The 18,635-nt window shown below is 63.0% G+C and carries 19 protein-coding genes, 2 rRNA genes and 1 riboswitch (1 of these 22 cut by a window edge); of the genes, 14 read left to right on the top strand and 7 right to left on the bottom strand.

The genetic code is table 11. From position 1 onward, the window contains the following. Positions 1-192 precede the first annotated feature (192 nt). Genes G8E03_RS05110 through G8E03_RS05100 form a run of 3 tightly spaced genes read left to right on the top strand, consistent with a single transcriptional unit; the run spans position 193 to position 2,436 of the window. A complete protein-coding gene (locus tag G8E03_RS05110) occupies positions 193-900 on the top strand; it encodes an ABC transporter permease (RefSeq protein WP_166189375.1) in 708 nt (235 codons plus the stop codon). Continuing rightward, positions 893-1,654: an ATP-binding cassette domain-containing protein gene (locus tag G8E03_RS05105; protein WP_166189372.1), complete on the top strand. Its 762-nt coding sequence runs from the start codon at positions 893-895 to the stop codon at positions 1,652-1,654. The genes G8E03_RS05110 and G8E03_RS05105 overlap by 8 nt, the downstream gene beginning before the upstream one ends. Further along, positions 1,651-2,436 carry an ABC transporter substrate-binding protein gene (locus tag G8E03_RS05100; RefSeq protein WP_166189369.1) on the top strand — a complete coding sequence of 262 codons (786 nt, stop codon included), beginning with the start codon at positions 1,651-1,653 and terminating at the stop codon, positions 2,434-2,436. The genes G8E03_RS05105 and G8E03_RS05100 overlap by 4 nt, the downstream gene beginning before the upstream one ends. A gap of 85 nt (positions 2,437-2,521) precedes the next feature. Here G8E03_RS05100 and G8E03_RS05095 read toward each other — a convergent pair whose 3' ends face one another. Continuing rightward, positions 2,522-3,397, bottom strand: a complete 876-nt coding sequence (locus G8E03_RS05095; RefSeq protein WP_166189366.1) for a branched-chain amino acid aminotransferase — start codon at positions 3,395-3,397, stop codon at positions 2,522-2,524. A 168-nt stretch (positions 3,398-3,565) separates the two neighbouring features. Here G8E03_RS05095 and G8E03_RS05090 point away from each other — a divergent pair, with 168 nt between their 5' ends. The 7 genes from G8E03_RS05090 to G8E03_RS05060 all read left to right on the top strand — a co-directional run bounded on the left by G8E03_RS05090 (position 3,566) and on the right by G8E03_RS05060 (position 9,449). Further along, complete coding sequence (locus G8E03_RS05090) at positions 3,566-4,081, top strand: MarR family winged helix-turn-helix transcriptional regulator (RefSeq protein ID WP_166189364.1); 516 nt, start codon at positions 3,566-3,568, stop codon at positions 4,079-4,081. Next, positions 4,074-4,781: a response regulator gene (locus G8E03_RS05085; protein WP_166189362.1), complete on the top strand. Its 708-nt coding sequence runs from the start codon at positions 4,074-4,076 to the stop codon at positions 4,779-4,781. The genes G8E03_RS05090 and G8E03_RS05085 overlap by 8 nt, the downstream gene beginning before the upstream one ends. Positions 4,782-4,842: 61 nt before the next feature. After that, on the top strand, positions 4,843-5,769 hold the full coding sequence (locus G8E03_RS05080; RefSeq protein WP_166189359.1) for a histone deacetylase family protein: 927 nt from the start codon (positions 4,843-4,845) through the stop codon (positions 5,767-5,769). Next, on the top strand, positions 5,766-5,996 hold the full coding sequence (locus G8E03_RS05075; protein WP_166189357.1) for an exodeoxyribonuclease VII small subunit: 231 nt from the start codon (positions 5,766-5,768) through the stop codon (positions 5,994-5,996). The genes G8E03_RS05080 and G8E03_RS05075 overlap by 4 nt, the downstream gene beginning before the upstream one ends. Continuing rightward, entirely contained in the window at positions 5,996-6,877 is an 882-nt protein-coding gene (locus tag G8E03_RS05070; protein ID WP_166189355.1) for a polyprenyl synthetase family protein, read from the top strand. The genes G8E03_RS05075 and G8E03_RS05070 overlap by 1 nt, the downstream gene beginning before the upstream one ends. Before the next feature lie 23 nt (positions 6,878-6,900). Next, a complete protein-coding gene (gene dxs, locus G8E03_RS05065; RefSeq protein ID WP_166189352.1) occupies positions 6,901-8,826 on the top strand; it encodes a 1-deoxy-D-xylulose-5-phosphate synthase in 1,926 nt (641 codons plus the stop codon). Positions 8,827-8,954: 128 nt separating this feature from the next. Beyond that, entirely contained in the window at positions 8,955-9,449 is a 495-nt protein-coding gene (locus G8E03_RS05060) for a hypothetical protein (RefSeq protein WP_166189350.1), read from the top strand. 14 nt (positions 9,450-9,463) lie between these two features. Here G8E03_RS05060 and G8E03_RS05055 read toward each other — a convergent pair whose 3' ends face one another. Beyond that, entirely contained in the window at positions 9,464-9,898 is a 435-nt protein-coding gene (locus G8E03_RS05055) for a tRNA (cytidine(34)-2'-O)-methyltransferase (RefSeq protein ID WP_166189348.1), read from the bottom strand. Positions 9,899-10,076: 178 nt separating this feature from the next. Here G8E03_RS05055 and petA point away from each other — a divergent pair, with 178 nt between their 5' ends. The 3 genes from petA to G8E03_RS05040 are packed head-to-tail and all read left to right on the top strand — an operon-like array spanning position 10,077 to position 12,808. Then, positions 10,077-10,652 carry a ubiquinol-cytochrome c reductase iron-sulfur subunit gene (gene petA, locus G8E03_RS05050; RefSeq protein WP_166189346.1) on the top strand — a complete coding sequence of 192 codons (576 nt, stop codon included), beginning with the start codon at positions 10,077-10,079 and terminating at the stop codon, positions 10,650-10,652. Positions 10,653-10,664: 12 nt separating this feature from the next. Then, complete coding sequence (locus G8E03_RS05045) at positions 10,665-11,990, top strand: cytochrome b (RefSeq protein WP_166189344.1); 1,326 nt, start codon at positions 10,665-10,667, stop codon at positions 11,988-11,990. A gap of 23 nt (positions 11,991-12,013) precedes the next feature. Beyond that, complete coding sequence (locus G8E03_RS05040; RefSeq protein ID WP_166189341.1) at positions 12,014-12,808, top strand: cytochrome c1; 795 nt, start codon at positions 12,014-12,016, stop codon at positions 12,806-12,808. Between the two features lie 51 nt (positions 12,809-12,859). On the opposite strand, the gene G8E03_RS05035 is transcribed toward G8E03_RS05040, so the two are convergent. Genes G8E03_RS05035 through thiB form a run of 3 tightly spaced genes read right to left on the bottom strand, consistent with a single transcriptional unit; the run spans position 12,860 to position 16,063 of the window. Next, positions 12,860-13,555 (bottom strand): thiamine ABC transporter ATP-binding protein, encoded by a 696-nt coding sequence (locus G8E03_RS05035; RefSeq protein ID WP_166189339.1) that lies wholly within the window; start codon positions 13,553-13,555, stop codon positions 12,860-12,862. Then, positions 13,542-15,092: an ABC transporter permease family protein gene (locus G8E03_RS05030; protein WP_240910427.1), complete on the bottom strand. Its 1,551-nt coding sequence runs from the start codon at positions 15,090-15,092 to the stop codon at positions 13,542-13,544. Before G8E03_RS05030 ends, G8E03_RS05035 begins: the two co-directional genes overlap by 14 nt. Next, entirely contained in the window at positions 15,089-16,063 is a 975-nt protein-coding gene (gene thiB, locus G8E03_RS05025) for a thiamine ABC transporter substrate binding subunit (protein ID WP_166189334.1), read from the bottom strand. Before thiB ends, G8E03_RS05030 begins: the two co-directional genes overlap by 4 nt. 31 nt (positions 16,064-16,094) lie before the next feature. After that, a riboswitch (TPP riboswitch) is annotated at positions 16,095-16,194 on the bottom strand. A 107-nt stretch (positions 16,195-16,301) separates the two neighbouring features. Here thiB and G8E03_RS05020 point away from each other — a divergent pair. Beyond that, a complete protein-coding gene (locus tag G8E03_RS05020; RefSeq protein ID WP_166189332.1) occupies positions 16,302-17,513 on the top strand; it encodes a glycosyltransferase family 4 protein in 1,212 nt (403 codons plus the stop codon). A gap of 112 nt (positions 17,514-17,625) precedes the next feature. On the opposite strand, the gene rrf is transcribed toward G8E03_RS05020, so the two are convergent. Continuing rightward, a 5S ribosomal RNA gene (gene rrf, locus G8E03_RS05015) occupies positions 17,626-17,740 on the bottom strand. 180 nt (positions 17,741-17,920) lie between these two features. After that, positions 17,921-18,635 (bottom strand): 23S ribosomal RNA (locus tag G8E03_RS05010) (it continues 2,115 nt past the right edge of the window).

Here is an 18,635-nt window from a genome sequence, read left to right as displayed (position 1 = left end):
AATCGCAGATCGAGCGCGCATGACTGTTTCGCACGATCGCCAGTCATGTTCGCCTCGCACCCGCTAGTGTGCGGGTCAGCTCCGCGAATCTGTCGCAGAACCGAGCCGTCCTGTCGCGGGACATTGGCGGTCATCGCCGCGCGGCCCTATGCTCGACACGGAACGCAGATCACCGACGCAGCGGAGCAGGTTATGCAGGATTTCACGACCGCGTTTTTCGCAGCATTCGATCTGGTGCTGACGCTGGACCCGGACCTGATGCAGATCGTCGGGCTGTCGCTGCTGGTCTCGGGCGCGGCGGTGGCGCTGTCCTGCCTGATTGGGTTTCCGCTGGGTGCGGCCCTCGGCGCGGGCCGGTTTCCCGGTCGCCTGCCGCTGCTGGTTCTGGTCAACGCCGCGATGGGCCTGCCGCCGGTGGTGGTCGGGCTGACGCTGTACCTGCTGCTCAGCCGGGCGGGCCCGCTTGGCCCTCTCGGCCTGCTCTACACGCCCGCCGCGATGATTCTGGCGCAAGCGGTCCTCGTCACGCCCATCGTCGCGGCCCTGACCGCGCAGATCGTGGCGGACCTGTCCGAGGAATACCGCGACCTGTTCGCGACGATGGGGATGAGCCGCACAGCCCAGGCCGCGACCCTGATGTGGGACGGACGGTTCGCCCTGACCACAGCCGTACTGGCCGGTGCAGGCCGCGCACTGGCCGAGGTGGGCGCAGTCATCATCGTGGGCGGCAATATCGACCATGTCACCCGCGTGATGACCACCGCCATCGCGCTCGAAACTTCACGCGGCGCGCTGGAACTTGCCCTGGCCCTCGGCCTGATCCTGCTGGCGCTGTCACTGGGAATCAATGCCGCGCTGATGGGAATGCGGGCCACCGCCCGCCGGCTGGCCGATGGTTGAAAGCAATCGCCTGACCAATCTGGCACATCATCGCGGGACGCAGACCCGGCCCCCGGCCGTGCGGTTGCACGACGTGCACCTTCGGCGCGGCGGACAGCCGATCCTGCGCGGGCTCAGCGCCGAACTGGGTCAGTCGGATATCACCGCTATCATGGGGCCGAACGGTGCGGGCAAAACGCAATTGTTGCGCCTGCTAGCCGGGCTCACCCAACCCGATGGCGGCACCGTGCACTTTGCCTGGCCCGACGCGCCCGAGAAGCATCGCATCGCTCTGGTGTTCCAGCGACCTGTCCTGCTGCGCCGATCGACGTTGGGCAATCTGTCCCACGCCCTGCGGCAATACGGGGTGCCCCGGCGCCGTCGACTGTCCCGCGCGATGGAGCTGCTGGCATTCGGTGATCTGACGGACCGTGCCCGCACCCCGGCCCGTGCCCTGTCAGGGGGGGAGCAGCAGCGCCTCGCCCTCGTCCGCGCGATGGCAGCCGCCCCGGACCTGCTGCTGCTGGACGAACCGACATCCAACCTCGATCCCCGCTCCACCGCCGCCATCGAGGCCTTGATCCTGCGCGCCACCGCCCAGGGGGTACGCGTTATCCTGGTAACGCATGATGCGGGTCAGGCGCGCCGCCTGGCCGATGATATCCTGTTCCTGCACGACGGGCGGGTGGCCGAACACAGCCCCGCCTCCCGCTTTTTCGATATGCCAGCCTCGGCGCAGGCTGCCGCCTATCTTCAAGGAGACCTCTACCTATGATCCGCCTCGCATCCCTGCTCGTGTTGCTGACGCTGCCCGCGGTCGCGCAGGATCACATCCTGATCCAGTCCACCACCTCGACCCAGAACTCCGGCCTCTACGATCATTTGCTGCCGGTGTTCGAGGCCGAGACAGGCATTGAAACCCGGGTTGTCGCCGTCGGCACCGGGCAGGCGATCCGCAATGCCACGAATTGCGACGGTGACGTGCTTTTGGTCCACGCCCGCGCGGCGGAGGATGCCTTTGTCGCCGCCGGATACGGACTGCCGCGCCGCGACGTGATGTACAATGATTTCATTCTGATCGGTCCCGATGTCATCCTGGCCGACAGTCCGGCGGATGCGCTCACGCTTCTCGCCCGCGCGCAGGCACCCTTCCTGTCTCGCGGGGACGACAGCGGAACCCATCGGCGAGAAACGGAGCTGTGGCGCGCGGCCGGCATCGACCCGACCACGTCGTCTGGCACATGGTATCGCGAAACCGGATCCGGCATGGGTGCCACGCTCAACATCGCCGCCGCGATGGATGCCTACACCCTGACCGACCGCGCGACATGGCTGACCTTCGCCAATTCGGCGGACCTGATCATTGCCTATGAAGGGCACGCCGATCTGAACAATCAATATGGTGTCATTGCCGTGTCACCCGACCACTGCCCGAGCGTCAATGCGACAAGCGCCCGGATATTCGTGGACTGGATTACCGGCCCGCAAGGACAGGCGACCATCGCCGCCTATCGCATGAACGGCGCGCCTCTGTTCACCCCGAACGCGACGGAGTAACGGTTCACTTTCCCGAAATATCCCCGCCGGAGGCATCCCATCCGAGGACGCCAGCGGCGAGGATATCGCGTAGTCCGAGAGGGGCTCAAGTCTCCCCGCGCACCACTTTTTCGTAATCTTCCGCAATCATCCGGGCCAACGCGCCAACCTCGAACGTGTGTTCCCCGATCTGCCCGACGGGCGTCACCTCGGCGGCGGTTCCGGTCAGCCAGCACTGCTCGAAGCCGTCCAGTTCCTCGGCCATGATGTGACGCTCGACCACTTCGACGTCCCGATCGCGCAGCATTCCGATCACGGTCTGGCGTGTGATTCCGTTGAGGAAGCAATCGGGCGTGGGCGTATGCACCTTGCCATCCTTGACGAAGAACACGTTGGCGCCCGTCGCCTCAGCCACGTAGCCGCGATAATCCATCATCAGCGCGTCGGAGCAGCCTTTGGCCTCCGCCGCGTGCTTGGACATGGTGCAGATCATGTAAAGACCGGCGGCCTTCGCCTCGCTCGGGATGGTTTCGGGCGAGGGGCGTTTCCACTTCGAGATGTCGAGCTTGGCGCCCTGCATCTTCGCATCGCCGTAATAGGCGCCCCATTCCCAGGCGGCGACGGCCATACGCACCGGGTTGCGCTGCGACGCGACGCCCATATCCTCACCCGATCCGCGCCATGCCAACACACGGACATAGGCGTCCTTCAGACCGCTGGCTTTCAGGACTTCGGCCTTCGCCGCCTCGATCTGATCGACCGTATAGGGGATCTCCGCTTCGATCAGCTGGCCCGAGCGCAGCAGTCGCTCCGAGTGTTCGCGGCTCTTGAAGATCGTGCCGTTATAGGCGCGCTCTCCCTCGAATACGGCGGATGCGTAATGCAGCGCATGGGTCAGGACATGCACGTTCGCATCCCGCCACGGCACCATCTTGCCATCCATCCAGATGTGTCCATCCCGATCGTCGTATCCACCCGCCATGGTCATCCCCTCGTATTACGGCCGCTCAGCCAAGATTTTCATATGTTGCGCGAAAGGGCCCGCACTGGCCATTATATTTCACTAAAACAGGGTTCGGCTAGCATTCCGGCCTTGGATAGTCAATAAGACTGACTTAAAAAGGACCGCAGCCCAGAAGCAGGACCGACCATGAGCAGACGTTTCGCCGCCACGGCCCCGCGCAGTGAGCAACTCCTTTTCCTGACGGACGATCAGCTTCGCAATGGTATCGAGCTGATGTTCTTTGCCTATCGCGGCTTTACCGCCGATCCCGACCGATTGCTGGAGGATTACGGCTATGGCCGCGCCCATCACCGGGCGCTGCATTTCGTGAACCGCCGTCCCGGCGTGACGGTCAACGCCCTGCTCGACATTCTGGGGGTGACAAAGCAATCGCTGAACCGCGTCCTGCGCCAGTTGGTCGAGGATGACCTGATCGAAAGCCGCATCGGTCAGGTCGATCGCCGGCAGCGCAACCTCTACCTGACCGAGAACGGCAAAACGCTGGAGCGTACCCTGTCGGAATCCCAGCGAACCCGAATGCGCAAGGCGTACATGGAGGCCGGGCCCGAGGCCGTGCATGGATTCCGCACCGTTCTGGAACAGATGATCGACCCCGAAATGCGCCCGCGCGTGCTCAGCCTGATGGAGGAAGAGCGTGAGTGATCCGGCCATGGACGTCCACATCCTGATTGTGGACGACGACCAGCGCATCCGCGATCTGCTGCGAAAGTTCCTGTCTCGCCAGGGCTTCCTCGTCTCGGGCGCGCGCGATGCCGCCCATGCCCGGCGGCTGTTGGAAAATCTGGAATTCGATCTGATCGTGCTCGACGTGATGATGCCGGGCGAGGATGGTCTGAGCCTGACCCGCGCGCTGCGCGAAACGATCACGACGCCGATCCTGTTGCTGACCGCCCGCGGCGATGCCAACGACCGCATCACCGGGCTGGAGGCAGGCGCCGACGATTACCTGCCCAAGCCTTTCGAACCGCGTGAACTGGTCGCGCGCATCAACGCCATCCTGCGTCGTGCCCCGCAGGGGCCGCGCAAGGACGACCCGCCCAAGACCATGCAGCTCGGCCCGGTACGCTATGATATCGGGCGGGGCGAGATGTGGCAGGGTGAAACGCAGGTGCGACTGACCTCGACCGAGCAGACCCTGATGCGAATCTTCGCCGCCGAGCCGCACACGCCGATCACCCGTCAGGCCCTGATCGAGGCGTTGGGCCGCGATCACGGTCAGGCACAGGAACGCGCGATCGACGTGCAGATCACCCGATTGCGGCGCAAGATCGAGAGCGATCCGAAATCTCCCCGCTACCTGCAAACCGTCCGGGGCGCGGGGTATATGCTGGTTCCCGACTGAGGGGACGAAATCCGGGCAGCCCCCCCGTGACGCCGGTTTTCAGGGCTGTTAACGTGTGGCCATGACAGTCTTGTTCACTCACCCTTCCAGCCTCGACCACGCGACACCCGAGGGCCATCCTGAACGGGCCGCCAGGGTCGAGGCGATCCTCAAGGCGCTCGCCCCTTTTGACACGCTCAACCGAAAGGATGCGCCCGAGGTTACGGACGCGGCGCTGTTGCGCGTGCATCCGCAGCGTCACATCGACGCCATCACCGCCGCCAGCCCCGTATCCGGCCTCGCTCAGCTGGATGCCGACACGTGGATGTCGCCGGGATCACTGAGGGCGGCACGGCATGCGGCCGGCGGCGCGATTGCTGCGGTGGATGAGGTCTTGTCCAACGGTGGCAATGCATTCGTCGCAATGCGCCCGCCGGGACATCACGCGGAAAAGACCACGCCGATGGGGTTTTGCCTGTTCGGGAACGTCGCTGCCGCTGCGAAACACGCGCTCGACATGCACGGCCTGGCCCGTGTTGCCATCGTCGATTTCGACGTGCATCACGGCAACGGAACGCAGGATCTGCTGTGGGATGAGGAGCGGGTGCTGTTCATCTCCTCGCACCAGATGCCGCTATGGCCCGGCACCGGCGACGTGGAGGAGCGCGGCGCGCATGGCAACATCATGAACGTGCCCCTGCCGCCTGAAAGTGGCGGCGCACAAATGCGCGAAGCCTATGAAAGCAAGGTGTTTCCCGCCCTCGAAGCATACAGACCGGACCTGCTGATCCTGTCGGCCGGGTTCGACGCGCACAAGGACGATCCGCTGGCGAACCTTAATTGGACGACAGCGGATTTCGTCTGGCTAACGCAGGCGCTGTGCGATATCGCAGCGCGGCATTGCGAGGGACGGATAGTGTCCATACTCGAAGGCGGCTATGATCTGGACGCGCTGGCCGAGGCTGTCGCGGCCCATGTCAACGTATTGATCGAAAAGGAAAAGCGATGAGCGAACCCAAGGTCGAGGACCTCACTTTCGAGCAGGCCATGGCGGAACTGGAACAGGTCGTCGCCAAGCTGGAACGCGGCGATGTCGCGCTGGAACAATCGATCACACTCTACGAGCGTGGTGCCGCGCTGAAAAAGCACTGCGAAACCCAGCTCGGCCGCGCCGAGGAGAAGATCGCCCAGATCACCGGTGAGGGCAGCGGCGCGACACCGGCAAGCTACGAATAATGCGGGACTTTCCCGAATATCTGGGCACCATCGCCACCGATCTGGAAGCGCGCCTCGATGCGCTGCTGCCCACCGGGAACGCGATTGCCGAGGCGATGCGCTGGGGCACGCTGGGAGGTGGAAAGCGCCTGCGCGGGTTTCTGGTGGTGGAAAGCGCCGCCCTGTTCGACGTGTCGCGCGACCTGGCCCTGAACACCGCCGCCGCCATCGAATGCTTGCACGCCTATAGCCTGATCCACGACGACCTGCCCTGCATGGACGACGACGATCTGCGGCGCGGGCGCCCGACGGTGCACCGCAGATGGGACGAGGCGACAGCGGTTCTGGCCGGTGATGCGCTGCAAACGCAGGCTTTCGCGATTCTGTCCGACCCCGCAACACATCCCGATCCGTCTGTGCGGATCGCCCTGGTTTCCGCGCTGGCCGCTGCATCCGGTCAGGGGGGAATGGTTGGCGGACAGGCGATGGATATCGCGGCGGAAACGGCGGGCCGAATGCTCGACCTTTTCGAAATCCGCACTTTGCAGGCGTTGAAGACCGGGGCCCTGATCCGGTTCGCGGCCCAGTCCGGCGCCCTTCTGGGGCAGGGCGACAGCACCGCGCGGGACGCGCTGACCAGCTATGCCGATGCCCTGGGCGCCGCCTTTCAAATCCGCGATGACCTGCTGGACGTTGACGGGGACGAAGCGGCGGCAGGCAAGGCACTGAACAAGGATGCACAAGCGGGCAAGGCGACCTATGTGTCATTGCTGGGCGTGGATGGCGCGCGGCAAAAGGCGGACGAATTGATCGCGCAGGCTATCTTTGCTCTAAAGCCCTTCGGCACCCGTGCAGACGCGCTCGCGGATGCCGCCCGATATACGATTTCACGAACGACGTAGCAGATTCCCGAGGAGACCCCGACTTGGCCCAACGCCCCGATACACCCCTGCTGGACCGCGTGGCCTTTCCGTCTGACCTCGCGCAGTTTTCCGATTCCGAACTGTCGCGCGTCGCGGATGAGTTGCGGGCCGAAACGATCAGCGCGGTAAGTGAGACTGGCGGCCATCTGGGCGCGGGTCTGGGCGTGGTGGAACTGACGGTGGCGTTGCACGCCGTGTTCGACACCCCGCGCGACAAGATCATCTGGGATGTCGGGCACCAGTGCTATCCGCACAAGATCCTGACGGGCCGGCGCGACCGCATCCGCACTTTGCGCATGGCAGGCGGTCTGAGCGGTTTTACCAAGCGCAAGGAAAGCCCCTACGATCCGTTCGGGGCGGCGCATTCCTCCACCTCCATTTCCGCGGCTCTCGGCTTTACCATGGCGCGGGAGCTTCACGGCAAATGCGCTGAGGGGCTGGGCGATGCGGTGGCGGTGATCGGCGACGGGTCGATCAGCGCCGGCATGGCCTATGAGGCGATGAACAATGCCGGTCATCTGGGCAAGCGGATGTTCGTGATCCTCAACGACAACGAGATGAGCATCGCCCCGCCCACCGGCGCGATGTCATCCTATCTTTCGCGTCTTTATGCCGAGGGTCCGTTCGAGGAACTGAAACATGCCGCGAAAACTGCTGCCAGCCTGCTGCCCCCACCCTTCCGCGAGGGGGCCAAGCGCGCGAAGGATCTGCTCAAGGGTCTGACCGTCGGCGGCACCTTGTTCGAGGAGCTGGGCTTTTCCTATATCGGCCCGATCGACGGCCACGACATGGAACAGTTGCTGGCCGTCCTGCGCGCCGTACACGCCCGCGCGACAGGTCCGGTCCTGATTCATACCATCACGAAAAAGGGCAAGGGCTATGCCCCGGCCGAGGGCGCGGCGGACAAGGGACACGCCCGCGCGAAATTCGACGTCATCACCGGCGAGCAGAAGAAATCCGCCTCAAACGCGCCGAGCTACACCAAGGTCTTCGCCAAGGCCCTGATGGATGAGGCCGCGCGTGACGAGCAGATTTGCGCCATCACCGCCGCGATGCCCGACGGAACCGGGTTGAACCTGTTCGCGGAACGTTTCCCCAAGCGGTGTTTCGACGTGGGCATCGCGGAGCAACATGCCGTGACCTTCGCCGCCGGTCTGGCCGCAGGCGGATGCAAGCCGTTTGCCGCCATTTACTCCACCTTCCTGCAACGCGGTTACGATCAGGTCGTGCATGACGTGGCAATCCAGCGCCTGCCCGTGCGCTTCGCCATCGACCGGGCCGGGCTGGTCGGCGCGGACGGGGCGACCCATGCGGGCACGTTCGATATCGCCTACCTGTCTAACCTGCCCGATTTCGTGGTCATGGCCGCCGCGGACGAGGCGGAACTGGTGCACATGGTCGCCACCGCCGCCGCGATCGACGACCGCCCCTCCGCCTTCCGCTTTCCACGGGGGGAGGGGATGGGCGTGGACATGCCCGAACGCGGCATCCCCATCGAGATCGGCAAGGGCCGCATCCTGCGTGAGGGCACCAAGGTCGCGATCCTGAACTTCGGCGCCCGCATGGCCGAGGCGATCAAGGCGCATGAGGATCTGGAGGCACGCGGCATTTCCACCACCCTGGCCGATGCCCGCTTTGCCAAGCCGCTGGACCGCGACATGATCCTGCGTCTGGCGCGGGAGCATGAGGTGTTGATCACGCTGGAGGAAGGCGCCGTGGGCGGTTTCTCCTCGCAAGTGTTGCATCTGCTGGCGGTCGAGGGCGCGTTGGAACATGGACTGAAGGTCCGCCCGATGGTCCTGCCCGACACCTTCATCGATCAGGACAGTCCCAAGGCGATGTACGACGTGGCCGCGATGAACGCACCGCAGATCGTCGAGCAGGCTCTATCGGCGCTGGGTGTAGCACAAATGGCGGCACGGGGCTGATCCTCAACTGAAAACGGGCTTCGGATCGGTTCTTTTCAAGAGATTTCCGGTGTTTTCCGAAATCTATCGTTCCCTCAGCGTGCTTTCATCCTCACACTGACGTCCAGTTCTTAGAGAGAGGAAACGAAATGCGGCTGTCCATTCCTGTTTTACTGGCAACGTCGATCGCTATATCCGGATGTGCGGCGACATCGCCCGGTCTCGCAGTTCAGGCACCGGCGGCGACCGGCAAGGGTTCTGCTGTTCCGGCCACGCGCGCGGCGATGCCGGTCGCACCGATGGCGCCACAGGCCACTCGAGTTGCGACTCCCGTGGCCCCGATCGCCACGCAAGCAGCGCCGATGGCCACGCAAGCCGCCCCCGTGGCAACCCAGGCAGCGCCGTTGGCGGTACAGGCTGCGCCCATGGCCACGCAGGCTGCACCGATGGCTGTTCCCGTTCCGGCGGCGACCGGCATCAACTTCGGCAATGACAGCGGCAGCTATCCGTTCGACGGTGAATGTGACGACCCCCGCTTTCGTGGCGCGGGCATGGCGGTCGCGGCAAGCCTGTCATCCTCCAACAGGTTTCGCGATGCATCCGACTGCCAAACCCTGTTCAACGCCGGTCTGATATTCCTGTAGTATCAAAACGACAGTCAGACGGGTCGCAAGGCCTCGTGCAGGGCGATCCCCGCCGCGACCCCGACATTCAGCGAGCGCCCGCCACCCGGCATCGCGATCCGCACACCGGCATCGCAGCTGGCGGCGACGGCATCGGGCACGCCTGCGGATTCGCGCCCGACCATCAACGTGTCCTCCGCCTCGAACGCGAACCCGTGCAAGGGGATGCTGGAACCGGTGGTCAGCAGGATCAGACGCCCCGGCACCGTGGAGCGGAACGCGGCCCACGAATCGTGGCGGCGATAGCCCCCCTCGGGCATGTAATCCATCGCCGCGCGCCGCAAAGCCTTGTCCGACAGGGGGAAACCGCACGGCTCGATCACGTCCAGTCCGGTGCCGAAGCAGGCACAGATACGGATCATCGCACCCAGATTTGCCGCGATGTCAGGCTCGAATACCGCAAGTCGCATAGTGACGGACCTCCTTGCGTGGCACGGATGCATCGCTTGCGCACCATGCGGCGCACTGTCTGCTGGACCGACACGCGCGCACGGTGTAGGTGAAACCCAGATCGCCGCACTTTGCCGCGATATCGGAAGATGACGTTGGCCCCGCGCCATTGCAAGGGGCCGAAACCGAAGAGGGGAGATGCGTACCGTGTCCCAGACCGCAGAAGAACCAAGCCGCCGCGACTTTCTTTACGTGGCCACTGCCGGCGCAGGGGCCGTTGCCGCCGGCGCCGCCGTGTGGCCACTGGTCAACCAGATGAACCCGTCCGCCGATGTACAGGCGATGGCGTCCATCCCGGTTGACGTGTCAGGCATAACCGAAGGCACGCAGCTGACCGTGCTGTTCCTGGGAAAGCCGGTGTTCATTCGCCGCCGCACGCAGGAGGAGATCGAGGCCGGTCGCCAGGTGTCGCTCGACGATCTCAAGGACTCGGAATCACGCAACCCCAACAGCCCCGGCGGTGTGGACAGCCCCGCCACGGACGAAAACCGCACCCTGGGCGAATCCGGTGAATGGCTGGTGATGCAGGGCGTGTGCACCCATCTGGGCTGCGTGCCGCTGGGCGATGGTGCCGGCGATTTCGGTGGCTGGTTCTGCCCGTGCCACGGTTCGCACTATGATACGGCAGGCCGTATCCGCCGCGGGCCTGCGCCTCAGAACCTTCACGTTCCGGTCGCGGAGTTCATCTCCGATACCGTCATTCAACTCGGATAAGGGAGCATACCGATGGGTGGCATTCCCCACGACCATTACGAGCCGAATTCCGGTGGAGAGAAGTGGCTGCACAAGCGTCTCCCCGTTGTCGGCCTCCTCTACGACACATTGATGATTCCCACGCCCAAGAACCTGAACTGGATGTGGATCTGGGGCATCGTTCTGGTCTTCACGCTGGTCATGCAGATCGCCACGGGCGTCGTGCTGGTCATGCACTACACACCGCATGTCGATCTGGCGTTCACCTCGGTCGAACACATCATGCGCAACGTGAACGGAGGCTGGGCGATCCGCTACGTCCACGCAAACGGCGCGTCGCTGTTCTTCATCGCCGTCTATGCACACATCTTCCGCAACCTGTACTACGGCTCGTACAAGGCCCCGCGTGAGGTCACGTGGCTGATCGGCGTAATCATGCTGATCGTGATGATGGCAACCGTGTTCATGGGCTACGTCCTGCCCTGGGGTCAGATGTCCTTCTGGGGTGCGACCGTGATCACCGGCCTGTTCGGCGCGATCCCCTATGTCGGAGAGCCGATCCAGACGTTGCTGCTGGGTGGTCCCGCAGTGGACAACGCCACGCTGAACCGCTTCTTCTCGCTGCACTATCTGATGCCGTTCCTGCTGCTGGGCCTGACGCTGGTCCACGTCTGGGCGTTCCACACCACGGGCAACAACAACCCGACCGGTGTCGAGGTGCGTCGCGACAGCAAGGAAGTCGCCCAAAAGGACACCCTGCCCTTCTGGCCGTATTTCGTCATCAAGGACCTCTACGCGCTGGCGCTGATCATGACGATCTTCGTGGCCATCGTGGGCTTCATGCCGAACTTCCTGGGCCACCCGGACAACTACATCCCGGCGAACCCGCTGGTGACACCGTCCCATATCGTGCCTGAATGGTATCTGCTGCCGTTCTACGCGATGCTGCGGGCGATCACCTTCTCGATCTCGATCCCGTTCACGGACGTGGTTCTGATCGACTCGAAGTTCCTGGGCGTGATCGTGATGTTCGCATCGCTGGCCGTTCTGGCCGTCGTGCCTTGGACCGATACCAGCCGCGTGCGTTCGGGGCGTTATCGCCCGATGTTCAAGTGGTGGTTCATCCTGCTGGTCGTCGATTTCATCGTCCTGATGTGGGCGGGTGCGATGCCGGCCGAGGCGCCGATCCCGCAGATCTCGCTGATCGGTACGATCTACTGGTTCGCCTATTTTCTGGTGATTCTGCCGCTTCTGGGTCTCTTCGAAGAGCCCACGCAGCAGCCCCTCACCATTGAGGAAGATTTCGACGCGAAACATCCCGCCACCAGTGCCGAAGCTGGCACCGTTCCGGCGGAATGACAGGCGAAGGGAAAGACAAGCAAATGAAGAAACTACTCCTTTCGGCCCTCGCGGCGCTGACCCTGACCACCGGTGGCGTCTTCGCTGCCGAGGAAGAGTCCCATATCACAGACTTTGCGTTCCCTTTCGAGGGGCCGTTCGGTCGCTATGATACCGCACAGCTTCAGCGCGGTCTGGCGATCTACAATTCGGTCTGTTCGTCGTGTCACGGCATGGAACTGGTCTATTTTCGCAACCTGACGGAACCGACCGGTCCCGACATGCCTGCGGATATGATCACCGAACTGGCGAGCAACTACTACGTTCCCGACGACGGGTTGGAGGCGATGGTCGGTGACGAACGTCCCGCGACCCTGTCCGACACGTTCCCGGGCTCGCAGCTTGCCGGTGCACCGGACATGTCGCTCTTGGCGAAGGCGCGCGCGGGCTTCCACGGGCCCTACGGCACAGGCATCAGTCCGCTCATCAACGGCATCGGCGGGCCGGAATACATCGCGTCGATCCTGACCGGTTACACTGGTGAGGAAAAGGTCGAGGCGGGTATCACCTTCTACGGCAACACCGCCTTTCCGGGCGGCTGGATCGCGATGGCGCCCCCGCTTTATGGGGACGACATCGAACATGCCGACCATGCCCCCACCGATCTGGAGAGCGAGGCGACGGACGTCGCAGCGTTCCTGATGTGGGCCGCAGAACCGAAACTGAACCAGCGCAAGGCGTTCGGCCTGACTGCGGTCCTGTTCCTCGGCCTGCTGACGGTTCTGCTGTACCTGACCAACAAGAAGCTCTGGTACAATGTAAAGCACCGCACGGAGTGATCCGCGCGGCAAAGTTGCGAAAGGCCGGGGCATGTCCCCGGCCTTTTTCGTTCATAATCCCAGATATGCCGCAACGGCGGGCGGCGGCTCTGCGAAGAACTCGGTCACTGTCAGGGGCGGGTGCGCCTGCCCTTCCCCCACGAACATCACATGATCCGCGATGGTGCGGGCATCCTCCGGCTCATGCGTGACCATCAGAACGGTCAGGTTCCGCTCGATCGCGACGGATTGCACCAGCAACAGCATCTCACGACGCAGGCCGGGGCCGAGCGCGCCGAACGCTTCATCCAGCAGCAACACAGGCCTGTCGCGCAGCAGGGCCCGGGCCAGAGCCACGCGCTGTTGCTGGCCACCTGACAGCGCGGCGGGTTTGCGACCCTGCAATCCGTCAAGCCCTGTGCGGTGCAGCGCATCGCGCACTTGCGCGGCCTGATCCGAGGACAGTCGCAGGTCGGGCCGCAGACCCAGCGATACATTGTCGGTCACACTCAAATGCGCGAACAGATTGTGATCCTGAAACAGAACGCTGACCGGTCGCCGGGCTGACGCGACATGCGTGATATCGCGCCCGTCTACACTTAACCGACCCTGCACGACCGGCAGGAACCCGGCCAGCGCCAGCAACAACGTGGATTTCCCCGAGCCTGAGGGCCCGACCACAGCGCAGATGCCCGGCCCCTCCACCGTCAGGTCGGCGCGCACATCGAATGCGCCATTCCGCAGCACTGCGCCTTCAAATCCGATCATTCGTCTTTCCCATCCTGTCGATCGCGGCAAACAGGCCAAAGCTGAGGATCAGCAACAGCAAGGCGGCACCGGCCGCAGCCTCCATCCTGTAGGCCCCCATCAGCTGATACATGACCAAGGGCAAGGTCGCCGTGCTGGTGGAGCCGAACAGCGCGATCACACCCAGATCCCCCATCGACAAAGCAGCCGCCAGACCCGCCGCGAACGCGACGGGCCCCCGCATATGGGGCAACAGAACATGCCGCAGCCGCGTCGCGCCGGTCAGACCCAGCATATCGGCCAGTCTGCCATCCGTCCTCTCCGCCAGGGCGACCGCCGGAACGAAGGACCGCAGCGCGAACGGTAGCGCCATCAGCGCATTGATCCCCACGACCATCGGCAGAGCGATCGCGAACGGATCGACATGCCCCCGCAGCAGAATGAACCACCCGGTTGCCAGCACGAATGGCGATATCGCCAGCACGATCAGGATCGCCCCCTCGCCCAGACGGGCGAGCAGCGGCCTGAATATCGCGAGCCGGACCAGCCCGACCGCAATGGCCAGCCCGACCGTGACGGACAGAGCCGCCGAAGTGATCGCCACGAGGATCGAGCGGATCGCCGCCTCGACCACCGACGCGGGCAAATCCGTCAAGGTAAGCGCACCGCGCAGGATGACGACCCCGACGGGGGCCGCCAGAAACATCCCGGCCGCCCCAATGATCGTGTAATCCAGATAAAGCCCGTCGCGCCCGGCCGCGCCCTCCGCTCGGATCATGCCGGCGCGCGCCTCACCCGGGGTGCCCGTCAGCATCGCGCCCCCCGCCACCAGCAGACATAGCAACGTCTGGATCGCGGCCAGCATACCGGCCCGCGTCAGATCAAAGTCGAACCGGATCGCCTGATATATCGCCAGCTCGACCGTCGTCGCCTTTGGCCCGCCGCCCAGGGTCAGGGCGATGGCGAAGCTCGTGATGCATAGCAGAAAGACCAGCAGCCCAGCCCCCGGCAGGACCGTGCGCAGCATCGGCAACTCGATCAGGCGGAACCGCACATATGGGCCGAATCCAAGTTGATGGCCAAGGCGGAAATGCTCCGCCGTGATACTCGCCCATCCTTGCAGCAACAGCCGTGTGACCAGCGGTATGTTGAAAAAGAGATGCGCCAGCACAACCCCGGTAAGACCATAGATATTCAATCGAGGGGCGCCCAGAGCTTCCAGAAAGCTGGAAAGCGCCCCATTGCGGCCCCAGATCGCCAACAACCCCAGCACCGCGACCAGCACCGGCAGCAGGAAGGGTGCGCCCAACGCCGTCACCACGGCATCGCGACCGGGAAACCTGCGGCGTGCCAGCGCCCGTGCCAGGGGCACCGCGATCACGATGGACCCCACGGCAGACAGGCCCGCCTGAACCAACGTGAAGCGGATCGCTGCCAGATCGGCGGGGGACAGCGTGAATGCGCCCCCCGATATGTCGATCAACACCAGAATCGCGGCGCCGCATCCCAGCAGGATCAGCGCCGCAATCGTCAGCCCCAGCCATCCCGTCAGCTTCACTGGCTCAACGCATTCCGCCACAGGGCCAACGCCGCATCGCGTCGGTCGGCAGCAAGTTCGGGCGCCTGCAGGAGCGCGATTTCAGGGACGTTCAGGGTATCGTATCCTTCCGGCAAATCGGTTTCATAGGCCGGATACATCCACTGCGTTGTCGGCAATTCGGACTGGAAGGCCTGAGACGAGATAAACCGCAGAAACTGCGCTGCCAGTTCAGGTTGATCGCTGCCGGCCAGCGCGGCGGCCACCTCGACCTGAAGGTAGTGCCCCTCATCAAACATCGCGCTGTCCTTGCCGGCGTCTTCCTCCGCGATCAGGTGATAGGCGGGCGACGTCGTATAGGACAGAACCATATCGGCCTCCCCCTCCAGAAACAGGCCATAGGCCTCGGACCAGCCGGGGGTGACGGTCACGATATTATCGGCAAGCCCGCCCCAAATTTGGCCCGCGTCATCCCCGTACAAGGCATCGATCCACATCAGCAGTCCCAATCCGGGTGTGGAGGATCGCGGGTCCTGAATAACGATGCTGATGTCGGATGCGGCCAGCTCCTCGAACGAGGCTGGGACATTGGCCAGCGCATCAGACTCGTAAACGAATGCGAAATAGGACCAGTCGAACGGCACGAACACATCGTCCTGCCATGCGATGGGCAAGTCCGGCTGCGCCAGGTCGTCCGGCGCCGTAGTGAACAATCCTGTTTGCCGCGCGGCCTGAATCAGGTTCGTATCCAGACCCAGCACCACATCGGCATCGGTTCCCGGACCTTCGAGTTGCAACCGCGCGACCATGGCGGCCCCGTCACCGGTACCGACGAATGTCACGTCGCAGTCGCACTCCGCCTCGAATGCCGCTTCGACCAGCGGTCCAGGCCCCCATTCAGACGTGAAACTGTCATAGGTATAAACCACAAGCTCCTGCGCGTGTGATGGCAGCGCCGTCAATGTGGCAAACAATAGCGTTTTCTTGATCATGCGAGGTTCCTTCCATGGCAGATGAAGGAGGGGCCTGCGCCACAGCCTTCCCTCCGCCGGTATGATCCGGTTCAGGTTCTACGGGTCTGCGCACGCGCATCTCAGGCCATTGACCACCCCGAGGCATCTGCAACTGTACGGACCATACACGCGGACGCAATGGCCTATCGCTGCGTTGACTTGAAACGGGCCGCCTCCTACGGTCCCGCACTGATATACACAGTACGAAAGACCGCCGATGAAAGTTCTGTTCGTTCACCAGAATGCACCGGCGCAGTTTCGTCATGTGGCCGCTCGGCTCGCCGCGAACCCGGACAATCAGGTCATCTACATTACCCACAAGGGGAAGCAGGGACTACCCGGAGTGGGTAAGATCGAGTACGAGCCGCACCGCAAACCAGCCAAGGAAACCCATCACTATCTGCGCATGACGGAGAATGCGGTGCTGTACGGGCAAGGTGTTGCGCGTAAGGCCGCAGAATTGAAAAAGTCCGGTTTCGTTCCCGATGTGATGATCGGCCATCCCGGTTGGGGGGAAACGCTGTTCCTCAAGGATATATTCCCGGACTCCCCCCTGATAAGCTATTGTGAATTCTATTATAATTCGGTGGGCACTAATATCGACTTCGACCCGGAATATCCCGACGGGGGGGAGATTGCCTTTCGCACCCGGATGCGCAATTCCCATCATCTGATCGCCGCCGAAGCCGCCGATGCCCTGTACGCGCCCACCAACTGGCAACGTCAGCAGTTTCCGAGCGCCTATCGCGATCGGATCGACGTCATTCATGATGGGATTGATTGCACCCGCGCCTGCCCCAACAGCAACGCCACCTTTACGGTGGACGGCGGCCCGACCTTCAAACCCGGCGATGAAGTGGTGACCTATGTCGCCCGGAATCTGGAGCCTTATCGCGGATTTCACAGTTTCATGCGCGCCCTGCCGCACATCCTTGCCAAACGCCCGAATGCACATGTTGTGATCGTCGGTGCGAACGGCGTCAGCTATGGGCGCAATCTGCCTGAGGGCGACAGCTACAAGGATCGTCTGCTCAAAGAGGTCATGCTGCCAAAGGGTCGTGTGCACTTCACAGGTCAACTGCCATATGCCCGCTATCTCAACCTGCTTCAGGTCTCGGCCGCGCATGTCTACCTGACATATCCATTCGTTCTGTCCTGGTCGTGTCTCGAAGCATTGGCAGCAGGGTGCGTGGTCGTCGGCTCTCGCACAAAACCGGTCGAAGAAGTTATTCGGGACGGGGAAAACGGTCTTTTGGTCGATTTCTTCAACCCGGTGGAGATTGCGGAACGGGTTACCGACGTGCTCGCCAACAAGGTCGACACCGCAGCCCTGCGCAAGGCCGCGCGCCAGAGTATTCTCGAAAACTACGAGTTGGGGAAATGCCAGGTGCGCCTGGATGAACTCATCCTACGTACCGTCGAGAAGTGATGTAGACAGATTACCGCATGAAAACAGACCAAACGCAAAAGGCGCCCTGCGTTGCCGCAGGGCGCCTTTTGAATAGCGAAACATCATATGAGAGCGCAGGAGGTATTGACAGGTTTGGCGGTGACCTACTCTCCCACGTCTTGAGACGCAGTACCATCGGCGCGGCGGCGCTTAACGGCCGAGTTCGGGATGGGATCGGGTGTATCGCTCGCGCTATGTCCACCAAACCAGTCAATATCTCCGCAGGCTTTTGCCGTTGGCAAAAGCGCTGCAGCCTGGCAGGTGCCTTTCCGGTATGGAAGGGCGTCTGCCAGGATAATACACGAGACTGTCTTTGTTTTGTTTGTGTCTGAACACATTGTGTGTATGTGACTTCGACCCTGAGAAGGGGTATCCTTCTACTGGTTTGGATCAAGCCAATCGGGCGATTAGTACTGGTCAACTGAGTACATTGCTGCACTTACATCTCCAGCCTATCGACGTGGTGGTCTTCCACGGCCCTAATGGGGAGACCTTGTTTCGAGGGGGGCTTCCCGCTTAGATGCTTTCAGCGGTTATCCTGTCCGATCATAGCTACCCAGCACTGCCGTTGGCACGACAACTGGTCCACCAGTGGATCGTTCACCCCGGTCCTCTCGTACTAGGGGCAACTCCTCTCAAGTCTCCTACACCCACGGCAGATAGGGACCGAACTGTCTCACGACGTTCTAAACCCAGCTCACGTACCACTTTAATCGGCGAACAGCCGAACCCTTGGGACCTGCTCCAGCCCCAGGATGTGATGAGCCGACATCGAGGTGCCAAACACTGCCGTCGATATGGACTCTTGGGCAGTATCAGCCTGTTATCCCCGGCGTACCTTTTATCCGTTGAGCGATGGCCCTTCCACTCGGGACCACCGGATCACTATGGCCGTCTTTCGACTCTGCTCGACTTGTCAGTCTTGCAGTCAGGCGGGCTTCTGCCATTGCACTCGACGGTTGATTTCCGACCAACCTGAGCCCACCATCGCGCGCCTCCGTTACTCTTTAGGAGGCGACCGCCCCAGTCAAACTACCCGCCACACAGGGTCCCGGATCCGGATAACGGACCGCGGTTAGACATCAAGCGAGCGAAGGGTGG

It is taken from the genome of Pontivivens nitratireducens (genome assembly GCF_011290545.1).
Lineage (GTDB): Bacteria > Pseudomonadota > Alphaproteobacteria > Rhodobacterales > Rhodobacteraceae > Pontivivens > Pontivivens nitratireducens.
The sequence above is the reverse complement of the archived record's forward strand: the minus strand, read 5'-3'. Positions and strand labels throughout refer to the sequence as shown.